Genomic DNA, 10146 nt, shown 5'->3' with positions numbered 1-10146 from the left:
GGAGACGGACAGTCGGCCGTGAATTGCAGAATTTTCTTTTGGGCCCCCGCCTGGATCGTAGCTGGGCACCGATGAAAGCGAAATAGCGCTGGTCAGGCTCAATGCATGTCGCACAAAAGCATGTGCGCTTTAGGTGAAGCCGATGAAATCGTCGGGCGAGGCGCGGCCCATTTCCTCTTCCCAATGGCGGCGGCAGAGCGAGACATAGACATCCTTGCCGATCGCCACCTGTTCGCCCTGTCTCGCCACCTTGCCGTCCGCGCCAAGGCGCACGACCATCGTCGCCTTGCGGCCGCAGCGGCAGATGGTGCGCACCTCGCGCAATTCGTCTGATATCGCCAGAAGCGCACGCGAGCCGGAAAACAGCTTGCCCTGGAAATCCGTGCGCAGGCCGTAGCACATCACCGGGATGTCCAGCCGGTCGGCGATGCGGGCGAGCTGCCATGCTTGCTCCTCCTCGAGGAACTGTGCCTCGTCGACGAAGACGCAATGCACCGTCGTATGGTCGTGATGCTCGGCGACCCGGGCGAACAGATCGTCGCCGTCGCGGAACATCTCGGCTTCCGTCTCAAGGCCGATGCGCGACGAGATCAGCCCGGTATCGCCCTTGCGGTAGTGGCCGGCGACGAACAGCATCGTCGTCATGCCGCGCTCGCGGTAATTGTAGGAAGCCTGCAGCAGCATCGTCGTCTTGCCGGCATTCATCGTCGCATAGTGGAAGTACAGCTTGGCCATGCCGCCCTTTTAAGCCGAGTTCGCATGGCGCGGGGAGGGGGCGTCCTCACATTCCACCGGAAAGGCGCATTTCATCGGAAAAGCGGCTGGCCAGCAGAAAAGCGGCTGGAGCAGCAGGCAGCGTGTCGCTGATCGGCCAGTCCGCGCCGTTGATCGCGATTGCCTTATTGCTTGAAACCGCACCAGAATGGTGTTTGGCTGACGAAACAAAGCGGAGATAAAAACCGTAACTTCGCTTCGCCAAAGAATCGAAATGGGAGAATTTTTATGTCGCGTCTCAATTCCTTCGTCGCCGGCCTCGGCCTGGCGGCTTTCCTGTCCACCAGTGCAGCTTTCGCCGCCGATCCGGAAAGCTGTAAGACGGTGCGTCTCTCCGATGTCGGCTGGACCGATATCCAGGCGACGACCGGCGTCGCCTCGGTGCTGCTCACCGCGCTCGGCTACGAGCCGGAAGTGATCCAGCTTTCGGTGCCGGTGACCTACGCGTCGCTGAAGAACAAGGACCTCGACGTCTTCCTCGGCAACTGGATGCCGTCGATGACCGCCGACATCAAGGAGTACACCGCCGACGGCTCGGTCGAGACCGTCAGCGAAAACCTCAGCGGCGCCGGTTACGGCATCGTCGTGCCGGCCTATGTGGCGGACGCCGGCGTCAAGACGCTGACCGACCTCGGCAAGTTCAAGGACAAGTTCGACGGCAAGATCTATGGCATCGAGGCCGGCAATGACGGCAACCGCATCATCCTCGACATGATCAAGGACCCGGCGACCAATCTCGAAGGTTTCGAACTGGTCGAATCCTCCGAGGCCGGCATGCTCACCCAGGCCGAGCAGTCGATGAAGAACAACGAATGGATCGCCTTCCTCGGCTGGACGCCGCATCCGGTGATGGGCGCCATGAAACTCGCCTATCTCGACGGCATGGGCGACAGCGGCTTCGGCGCCGCCACCGTGCATACCAACGTGCGCAAGGGCTACATGACCGAATGCCCGAATGTCGGCAAGTTCATCGCCAATCTGAAATTCAATCTGGACATGGAAGGCGAGATGATGGACGCGATCCTGAAGGGCGGCGACGCCAATACGGTCGCGACCGACTGGCTGAAGAAGCACCCGGATGCGGTCACCCCCTGGCTTGCCGGCGTGACCACTTTCGACGGCGGCGATGCGGCGGCGGCGGTCAAGACCGCGCTCGGAAGCTGAGCCGATAACCTTGAATTCGGGATAATTGGAACGAGGGCAGCCACGTAGAAAAGGCTGCCCTTTTTCATATCCTGTGACAAGATGACCGTCCGGCAAGGACGGCGCCGACAGAAGAGGGGCTAGATGGATCCGATCTCCAAATTCCTGGTCAGCTACAAGATTCCGATAGGCGCTTGGGGAAAGGCCTTTTTCACCTTCCTCACCGACAATTTCAACACCGTCCTCAGGGCCTTTTCCAACGGTCTCAATTTCCTGCTCGATGGGATGGTCGACGGACTTCTTCTGTTGCCGCCCGTCCTGCTCATCGCTTTGATCGCTTTGCTCGCCTATGTCCTGCAGCGCTCGAAGGGCCTGGCGCTCGCCGTCTTCATCGGATTGCTGTTCATCCTCAACCAGAACCTCTGGAAGCAGACAGTGGAGACGCTGGTGCTGGTGGTTGCCGCCGCCGCCGCCTCGATGGCAATCGGCGTGCCGCTCGGCATCTGGGCCGCGCACAAGCCGAAGGTCTACCGCATCATGCTGCCGGTGCTCGACCTGATGCAGACGCTGCCGACCTTCGTCTACCTGATCCCGGTGCTGACCTTGTTCGGGCTCGGCAACGCGCCCGGCCTGATCGTCACCATCATCTTCGTCATCCCGACCTCGGTCCGTCTCACCCATCTCGGTGTCGTCTCGGTGCCGAAATCGATCATCGAGGCCGGCGAGGCCTTCGGCGCCACCAGGCGCCAACTGCTCTGGAAGGTCGAGCTGCCTTCGGCCCTGCCCACCATCATGGCCGGCTTGACCCAGTCGATCATGCTGTCGCTGTCGATGGTGGTGTTCGCGGCCCTTATCGGCGCCGGCGGTCTCGGCACCGAGATCAACCGGGCGCTCGGCTCGCGCAGGATCGACCTCGGGCTCGAGGCCGGCCTCGCCATCGTCGTGCTGGCCATCGTGCTCGACCGGATGACCCGCATTGGCGTTGGAGGCAAGAAATGACCGTCGCCGTCGATTTCAGGAATGTCGATATCGTCTTCGGCAGCGATCAGGCCGGCTCGCTGGCGCTCATCGACAGCGGCGCCACCCGCGCCGAGATCCTCGAAAAGACCGGCAATGTGCTGGGCTGCGCCGGGGCAAGCCTCACCGTGCATGAAGGCGAGATTTCCGTGCTCATGGGCCTGTCCGGCTCCGGCAAGTCGACGCTGCTGCGCGCCGTCAATCGGCTGAACGTCGTTTCGCGCGGCCAGGTTCTGGTCAAGGACGGCGACAAGACGGTCGATGTCGTCACCTGCGACGAGGCGACCCTTCGGCGGCTGCGGCAGAAGCAGGTGGCGATGGTGTTCCAGCAGTTCGGCTTGCTGCCGTGGCGCACGGTGGAGGAGAATGTCGGCCTCGGCCTGGAGCTCGCCGGCGTTCCCGAAGCCGAGCGCAAGGAGCGCGTGCATCGCCAGCTCAAACTGGTCAATCTCGACCAGTGGTCGAAGAAATACGCGCATGAGCTTTCCGGCGGCATGCAGCAGCGGGTTGGCCTCGCGCGCGCGTTCGCCACCGAAGCGCCGATCCTGTTGATGGACGAGCCGTTCTCGGCACTCGACCCGCTGATCCGGACCAAGCTGCAGGACGAGTTGCTGCAGCTTCAGGCCGAGCTGAAGAAGACCATCATCTTCGTCAGCCACGACCTCGAGGAGGCGCTGAAGATCGGCAGCCACATCACCATCATGGAAGGCGGGCGCATCGTGCAGACCGGCGCGCCGGAAGACATCGTGCTGCGCCCCGCCAACGACTATGTCCGCGACTTCATCGCCAATGTGAATCCGCTCTCGGTGCTGACCGCCTGGAACGTGATGCGCGACCGCCGCGACCTCGACCACGGCGAGGACGGCTGGGTGTGGCTCGACCGCCGCAAGACGACGCGTTTCAAGATCGACGAGCACGGGCTGGTGGCGGCGGCCGAGCGCGACGGCAAGCCGGCGTTCTGGGTGTCCTGCGCCGATGTCGAGGCGCAGCCGGAGGAGACGGCGCAGGTGTTCTGGGCCAATCCCGGCACCTCGCTGAAAACCGTGATGCTGGCCATGCACCGCTCGCAGACCGCGCCCGTGGCGCTGTTCGACGATCAGTCGCGCTTCGTCGGCGCCATCGGCATCAGGGATGTGTTGAGCGCGGTGTTGCGGCGGTAGTTTTTTCGCCTCGGGGGGAGAACGAAGACCAAACGCCGAGTTCTGTCGCGCCCCCCTCTGTCCTGCCGGACATCTCCCCCACAGGTGGGGAGATTGGCTGTCATCGCCGATTTCGCCAACTACAAACGTTGGAGTGTGGGAGCCGTCCTGCGAAACCGCCGATCTCCCCCCAAGTGGGGGAGATGTCCGGCAGGACAGAGGGGGGCGCGAAGGAATGCTGCCTTGGCCGATACCGCAAGCTACGTTGCCAGCGGCAATCTCAGCTCCGTCAGCAGGCCGCCGCCGGGGTGATTGGACAGGCTTACCTCGCCGCCGGCGCCGCGGGCGATGTTGCGGGCGATCGTCAGGCCAAGGCCGAGGCCGCCGGTCTGGCGGTTGCGGGACTGTTCCAAGCGCACGAACGAGCCGAACACCGCGTCGAGCTCGGCCTGCGGTATGCCTGGTCCCTCGTCGCGGATGGCTAGCGTGATCGTCCTTCCCGATCGATGCAGGCTGAGATGCGCCCTCTTGCCGTAGGTCACGGCGTTCTGGACGAGATTGGTGACACAGCGCCTGAGCGCGACCGGCCGCGCAAGGCAGATGACGCCGCGCGACCGCGTGTCGTCATTGTCGAACGAAACCTCCTCGTAGCCGTCGGCGACCGATTCCACGAGCGACCAGAAATCGATCCGTTCGCTCTTCTCCTCGGTTACCTCGAAGGTGGCGAAGTCGATCACCGAGCTGGCAATCTCCTCGATGTCGGCGAGGTCATGCGCCAGCGCGGCGCGAACCGCCGATTTCCGCAGCAGTTCGAGACGCAGCCGCATTCTTGTCAGCGGCGTTCGCAGGTCGTGCGCGAGCGCTGCCGCAAGATGTTCGCGATCCTCGACATAGTCGCGCAGCCTTGCCTGCATGGCATTGACCGCTTTTGCCGCGGTGCGGATCTCGCGACTGCCGATCTCGATGATCGGCGGGCTCTTCAGGTCGTTGCCGATCCGTTTCACCGCGGTTTCCATCATCCGGTAGGGCGCGGTCAGCCGGCGCAGCGACCATATCGACATGGCCACCACCAGCCCGGCGATCAAGGCATAGAGCGGCAGGCTGTCGAAGCTCAATATCGGCCCCATCGGAGTGTTCGGCTCGGTGAAGTTCAGCCATTGGCCGTCGGCGAAGCGGAGCGACGCTGTCAGCTTGTCGCTCTGGGCGAAATCGGCGGCCAGCACCAGGAGGTCTCGCTCGACCTCGCCGACATCGCGACCCTCGATCGCGCCCCCGTCGTCGGCTTCCCGTGTCGCCGGATCGCGCCGAACCCGCGCATCGGTAATGCCGAATTTCGACAGCCGCCCGACCAGTATGTCCTCCAGTTCGGCCAGTTCGTCGTCGCCCGCTATCGACGAGGCGACGGCGGGCGTGTCCGAAACGGTAAGCGCGTAGGTCGCGTTGGACAGGCCGGATGCGGTGGCCTTGCGTGCTTCGGGCGAGGCGGCATGCATCAGCTGCACCAGCGAGAAGGCGCGATCATTGAGCCTGTAGAGATCGACCACGCCGTTGGCGGCGGCACGGTCGCGCGAGACGATGTAAAGCGTCGTGATCTGGCTGATCAGCAGGCCGGCGATGACGATGAGCAGCACCCAGACGGGCAGGGTCTGCGGCAGGACGCGTCTCATTCGGAGGTCGTTTCGGGCAGGAACTGATAGCCGCCGCTGCGCACGGTCAGGATCAGTTTCGGCGTTTTCGGGTCGTCCTCCATCTTGCGCCGCAGCCGGCTGACCAGAATGTCGACGCTGCGATCGAAGCTGTAGCCGCTGTCGCCGCCTGACAGTTCGATGAGCTGGTCGCGGCTCAGCACGCGCTGGGCGCTCTTGACGAAAGTCTGCAGCAGGTTGAACTCCGCCATGGTTAGCTCGACCCTGACATCGCCCGGCGCCATCAGCCGGCGGCGCGAACAGTCCATCGTCCAGCCGGCGAAATGGTAGATCTGCCGCGAGGTGGGCCGCCGCGGCTCGGCGGCGCCGTTGCGCCTAAGCACGGCTCGGATGCGCGCCAGCAGCTCGCGCGGATCGAAAGGTTTCGGCACGTAATCGTCGGCGCCCATTTCCAGCCCGACGACGCGGTCGGTCGTCTCGGTGACGGCGGTCAGCATGATGATCGGTGTCGCATGGTTGGCGCGAAGATCGCGGCAAAGCTCCAGCCCGCTCTTTCCGGGCAGCATGACGTCCAGAACGATAAGGTCCACCTGCGCGCGGCGCAGGACGGCTTCCATCTCGGTACCGTCGGCGGCGACCGACGTGTGCAGCCCTCGTTTCTGGAAGAACTCCTGAAGCAGGTCGCGAATGCCCTTGTCGTCGTCGACGATCAGTATGTGCGCGTCGGATTTCACTGAGAGCCCTGCTGTCACTGATGGCTGAAACCGCCGTTCGATAATCACCCACACGATAGAATTCAGGCCATATGTTGGCCGGTGACGACAAGCGACCCCGAACAGGTTGCTCAGAAACAATCCAGAAACAAAATTCTACAGTTCGGAAAAACTCCCGAAAAAAATCAAAGGCATAAGTGGTGCCGTGGCGGGTCAGGTCATCGGCTGCGGCACGCGTTACGGGATTACGGACAAACCAATGCAAAGGTTCTCGATCAGCTTGATGGGTGTGTTGCTCGGCATGTCGCTTATCACCGCCGCGGTCGAACAATCCTATGCAAAGGTGGCCGATGCAAAGGTGGCCGATACAAAGGCGGCGATCACCCGGAGCGAGCGTTGCAGCGATCTGAGCCGTCAATTCGACGAAGCCCTCGAAACCCATGCCGCGGCAACGCAGGTCACCGCGGCGAAGGCACTTCAAAGGAAGGGAGACCGGTTCTGCGCCAACAAGAAACAGGCACAGGGAATCCGGATGCTCGCCAACGCTTTGAAGCTGCTTGGAGTGACACCGATCGACCCCGTTCAGTGACCCTCAATCCGATCTGCACAACAAGGAAACGAAGCCATGAAAAAGTCCCTCCTCTCCGCTCTCGGTCTCGCCATCGCGCTTGCCTTCTCGATGCCGGTTCTCGGCGCCAGCAGCGCCAACGCCGCCACCACGACCGCGGCTGCGACGACCGCGACGACCGCTGCGCCGGCCAAGATGGTGAAGAAGGTCGCCGCCAAGAAGACCGTCAAGAAGCACAAGAAGCACGCAGTCAAGGCAGCTCCGAAGGCCTGATCCAGCGACATCTCTTGTCCACTAAGAAGACCGCTCCAGTTGCGATGCGCCTGGAGCGGTCTTCTTTTTCGTTCCAGATGGGCGGCATCTGTCGCGGAGCCAATCGAAATTCCCGCCGGGCTTCGCTGCACCAAGCCGTTGAATGGCAACCGGCAGTTCCCACATAGGCACGGACTTGTGAACGGCCGCACCCGCTTGGAAGGCGGTTTGCGCGCGGCTCAAAATGGACGATCGCTTTCGTTCATGTCAGAATAAAAGCGAAATTCTTGCGCGCAACTGCCGGGTTCCGATGCCTGAAATCACGACAAAACCCCGCACCAAGACGCAGCCGAAGATCGAACGGCCGAAGCTCTACAAGGTCATCCTCCTCAATGACGACTTCACGCCGCGCGAGTTCGTGGTGACGGTGCTCAAGGGCGAATTCAAGCTGAGCGAAGACCAGGCGCGGCGGGTGATGATCACCGCGCATCAGCGCGGCGTCTGCGTCGTCGCCGTCTTCACCAGGGACGTCGCCGAGACCAAGGCGACGCGGGCGACCGATGCCGGCAAAGCCAAGGGCTATCCGCTGATGTTCACGACGGAGCCGGAGGAGTAGTGCGGTTCGCGTTCTTCCTTCTCCCCTTGTGGGAGAAGGTGGCCGAGCGAAGCTCGGTCGGATGAGGGGTGCTCCAGCTTGGCACTGCCGACACTCCGTCCAACACCCCTCAACCGTCTTGGCGCTACGCGCCAATCCACCTTCTCCCACAAGGGGAGAAGGATAAAACGCTGCGCTACCGCCCTTCGCGGTACCACATCGAGCCCAATGCCAGAAGCAGCAGGCCGAGGCCGAGGAATCCGCCGAACAGCGGCACGCGCGAGACCGCCTTCAGCACGCTGTCGTCGGTGGTGCGCAGGCCGATCCAGTCGTTGCCGCTCGCGGCGCCCGAAGCGCGGACCGGGACGACCGAGGGCAGCGTCACTCCGCCTGTGAGGTTGCCGACGGTCGACCCAAGCGCCGATGATGGCGCCAGCCGGCGCACGCTGCCGCCGGTGGCCTCGGCCGGCGCTTTCAGCCGGCCTTCGGTGGAGACGACGTCGGTGAATTCAGGCGCATTGACCGGGCCGACATGGGCAAGCGCCTTCAGGTCGCCATTGCCGACCTGGTAGAGGCCGATCTCATTGGTCTCGATGCTGCCCAGGAAGACGCCGGGCTCGGCCCTCTCGAGCTTGACGGTCAGCCCCTTGCCGGACGGGGTGATGATTTGCGCCGGGCCGGGGTCGTCGCTCATTGTCTGGCGGCGGATTTCCAGCATCATGCCGCGGCCGTCGGCGGTCAGCCGCTCTTCCTCGAGCTCGGGCTCCTTCATCAGCCAATGGGCGATGCGGCGATAGAGCTGGACATGCGGGCCGCCGCCCTCGAAGCCGCGCGCCCACAGCCAGCCCTGGTCGGACAGAAACATGCCGACGCGGCCTTCGCCCTTGCGGTCGAGCAGGAGCAGCGGACGGTTGTCCGCGCCCTTCATCACCGCCTCGCCCTCGGGGTTCTCGACGCCGATGGTGCGGAACCAGCGGCTCCAGTGCGGCGGCTCGGTGGCGGAGCCGTCGAGTCCGCGCGTCACCGGATGGCGCTGGCCGAGTTCGGTGAGGCGTGGATAGAACGCCTTGTCGACAACTTCGCCGGTCGGCATCGCCGGCAGCGCCGACATCAAAGGCGTGCGGGCGATCGAGCTTTCACCGGCATATTCGGGCCCTGCCGCGATCAGCAGCGCGCCGCCTTTCTCGACATATTCGGCGATGTAGTCGTAATAGAGGATCGGCAGCACGTCGCGGTGCTGGTAGCGGTCGAAGATGATCAGGTCGAAATCCTTGATCTTCTCGACGAACAGCTCGCGCGTCGGAAACGCGATCAGCGACAATTCGTTGATCGGCGTGCCGTCCTGCTTCTCCGGCGGCCGCAGAATGGTGAAGTGGACCAGATCGACCGAGGCGTCGGACTTCAGCAAATTGCGCCAGGTACGCTCGCCGGCATGCGGCTCGCCGGAGACTAGCAACACGCGCAAATTCTCGCGGATGCCGTCGATCAGCGCGATGGCGCGGTTGTTGGTGTCGGTGAGTTCGCCGGGCTCGGGATCGATGGCGAGTTCGACGATGTTGCGGCCGGCGCCGGGAATGGTCACCTGCAGCGGCATGGCCTGGCCGATGGTGGCGCGCTCGACCGAAACCTGCTCGCCATTGACCGACACGCGCACATCGACCGAGCCGGCCTCATTGTTGGTGCCGATGACGCGATAGGTCATTTCGAGCGGCTTGCCGACCAGACCGAAGCGCGGCGCATTCTCGAAGCGGATGCGGCGATCCTTTTCCTGGTCGTTGCCGGTGATCAGGGCGTGCAGCGGGGCGTGGAAGTCGGGTGTGCCGGCGGGGGCGTCATGCACCTCGCCATCGGTGATCATGATGGCGCCGCCGATGCGCGAAGGCGGCACGTCGCGGAAAGCGCTTTCAAGCGCACCGAAAAGCCGCGTTTCAGTGCGCTCCTCGGCGGCTTCCGACTTGCCGGCCTCAACAACGCGGACGTCGAACTGCTTGAAGCGGCCGAGGCGCTGCTGAAGCCCGGCCAGCGCCTCGTCGGTCTGCTTGGTGCGTTCGCCAATGTCCTGGCTCTGGCTGCGGTCGACGACGACGACGACGACGCTTTTCAGCGCCTCGCGCTCTTCGTCGAGGGCCACAGGGTTGAGCAGGGCCGCACCCAGCGCGAGCAGGGCGGCGAAACGGAAGACCGCGCCGCGCTGGCGAAACCACAGGCCGACCAGTGCCAGCAGCAACAGCGGCGCCAGCACCAAGCCAAGCAGCGGCCAGGAAATGAGCGGTTCGAAGGCGAGCGACCAATTCATGGC

Annotated in this window: 11 protein-coding genes; 6 read left to right on the top strand and 5 right to left on the bottom strand. The window is 63.7% G+C overall.

The window, feature by feature from the left end:
- Positions 1–129: 129 nt before the first annotated feature.
- Positions 130–735: a thymidine kinase gene (locus EOC94_RS21005; protein ID WP_095484199.1), complete on the bottom strand. Its 606-nt coding sequence runs from the start codon at positions 733–735 to the stop codon at positions 130–132.
- A gap of 46 nt (positions 736–781) precedes the next feature.
- Positions 782–979 (bottom strand): hypothetical protein, encoded by a 198-nt coding sequence (locus EOC94_RS21000; RefSeq protein ID WP_095484200.1) that lies wholly within the window; start codon positions 977–979, stop codon positions 782–784.
- Positions 980–1002: 23 nt separating this feature from the next.
- On the opposite strand from EOC94_RS21000, the gene EOC94_RS20995 reads away from it, so the two are divergent.
- The 3 genes from EOC94_RS20995 (at position 1003) to choV (ending at position 4094) form a co-directional block, all read left to right on the top strand.
- Entirely contained in the window at positions 1003–1938 is a 936-nt protein-coding gene (locus tag EOC94_RS20995; RefSeq protein ID WP_127293190.1) for a choline ABC transporter substrate-binding protein, read from the top strand.
- 123 nt (positions 1939–2061) lie between these two features.
- On the top strand, positions 2062–2916 hold the full coding sequence (gene choW, locus EOC94_RS20990; protein ID WP_095484202.1) for a choline ABC transporter permease subunit: 855 nt from the start codon (positions 2062–2064) through the stop codon (positions 2914–2916).
- Entirely contained in the window at positions 2913–4094 is a 1182-nt protein-coding gene (gene choV / locus EOC94_RS20985; protein WP_095484203.1) for a choline ABC transporter ATP-binding protein, read from the top strand. Before choW ends, choV begins: the two co-directional genes overlap by 4 nt.
- A gap of 239 nt (positions 4095–4333) precedes the next feature.
- Here the strand turns inward: choV and EOC94_RS20980 are convergent, their stop codons facing one another.
- Both EOC94_RS20980 and EOC94_RS20975 read right to left on the bottom strand, forming a co-directional pair.
- Positions 4334–5740 carry an ATP-binding protein gene (locus tag EOC94_RS20980; protein ID WP_127293188.1) on the bottom strand — a complete coding sequence of 469 codons (1407 nt, stop codon included), beginning with the start codon at positions 5738–5740 and terminating at the stop codon, positions 4334–4336.
- Positions 5737–6453 (bottom strand): response regulator transcription factor, encoded by a 717-nt coding sequence (locus tag EOC94_RS20975; RefSeq protein WP_095484205.1) that lies wholly within the window; start codon positions 6451–6453, stop codon positions 5737–5739. Before EOC94_RS20975 ends, EOC94_RS20980 begins: the two co-directional genes overlap by 4 nt.
- Before the next feature lie 238 nt (positions 6454–6691).
- Here EOC94_RS20975 and EOC94_RS20970 point away from each other — a divergent pair, with 238 nt between their 5' ends.
- The 3 genes from EOC94_RS20970 (at position 6692) to clpS (ending at position 7868) form a co-directional block, all read left to right on the top strand.
- Positions 6692–7021: a hypothetical protein gene (locus tag EOC94_RS20970; RefSeq protein WP_127293342.1), complete on the top strand. Its 330-nt coding sequence runs from the start codon at positions 6692–6694 to the stop codon at positions 7019–7021.
- A gap of 36 nt (positions 7022–7057) precedes the next feature.
- Positions 7058–7273, top strand: a complete 216-nt coding sequence (locus tag EOC94_RS20965; RefSeq protein ID WP_095484207.1) for a hypothetical protein — start codon at positions 7058–7060, stop codon at positions 7271–7273.
- A 289-nt stretch (positions 7274–7562) separates the two neighbouring features.
- The gene (clpS, locus tag EOC94_RS20960; RefSeq protein ID WP_126105247.1) at positions 7563–7868 is read left to right on the top strand and encodes an ATP-dependent Clp protease adapter ClpS; all 306 of its coding nucleotides are present in this window, start codon (positions 7563–7565) and stop codon (positions 7866–7868) included.
- Positions 7869–8043: 175 nt separating this feature from the next.
- Here clpS and EOC94_RS20955 read toward each other — a convergent pair whose 3' ends face one another.
- On the bottom strand, positions 8044–10143 hold the full coding sequence (locus EOC94_RS20955; protein WP_127293186.1) for a hypothetical protein: 2100 nt from the start codon (positions 10141–10143) through the stop codon (positions 8044–8046).
- Positions 10144–10146: the final 3 nt, after the last annotated feature.

The sequence above is a fragment of the Mesorhizobium sp. M6A.T.Ce.TU.016.01.1.1 genome (assembly GCF_003997065.1).
GTDB classification, from domain to species: Bacteria; Pseudomonadota; Alphaproteobacteria; order Rhizobiales; family Rhizobiaceae; genus Mesorhizobium; species Mesorhizobium mediterraneum.
This window is presented reverse-complemented; position numbering and strand designations above follow the sequence as displayed.

What these genes read in the sequence shown, in the direction of transcription:
- EOC94_RS21005 (WP_095484199.1), bottom strand. Translation starts at nt 735, where the DNA reads ATGGCCAAGCTGTACTTCCACTATGCGACGATGAATGCCGGCAAGACG.
- EOC94_RS20995 (WP_127293190.1), top strand. Translation starts at nt 1,003, where the DNA reads ATGTCGCGTCTCAATTCCTTCGTCGCCGGCCTCGGCCTGGCGGCTTTC.
- choW (WP_095484202.1), top strand. Translation starts at nt 2,062, where the DNA reads ATGGATCCGATCTCCAAATTCCTGGTCAGCTACAAGATTCCGATAGGC.
- choV (WP_095484203.1), top strand. Translation starts at nt 2,913, where the DNA reads ATGACCGTCGCCGTCGATTTCAGGAATGTCGATATCGTCTTCGGCAGC.
- EOC94_RS20980 (WP_127293188.1), bottom strand. Translation starts at nt 5,740, where the DNA reads ATGAGACGCGTCCTGCCGCAGACCCTGCCCGTCTGGGTGCTGCTCATC.
- EOC94_RS20970 (WP_127293342.1), top strand. Translation starts at nt 6,692, where the DNA reads ATGCAAAGGTTCTCGATCAGCTTGATGGGTGTGTTGCTCGGCATGTCG.
- EOC94_RS20965 (WP_095484207.1), top strand. Translation starts at nt 7,058, where the DNA reads ATGAAAAAGTCCCTCCTCTCCGCTCTCGGTCTCGCCATCGCGCTTGCC.
- clpS (WP_126105247.1), top strand. Translation starts at nt 7,563, where the DNA reads ATGCCTGAAATCACGACAAAACCCCGCACCAAGACGCAGCCGAAGATC.
- EOC94_RS20955 (WP_127293186.1), bottom strand. Translation starts at nt 10,143, where the DNA reads ATGAATTGGTCGCTCGCCTTCGAACCGCTCATTTCCTGGCCGCTGCTT.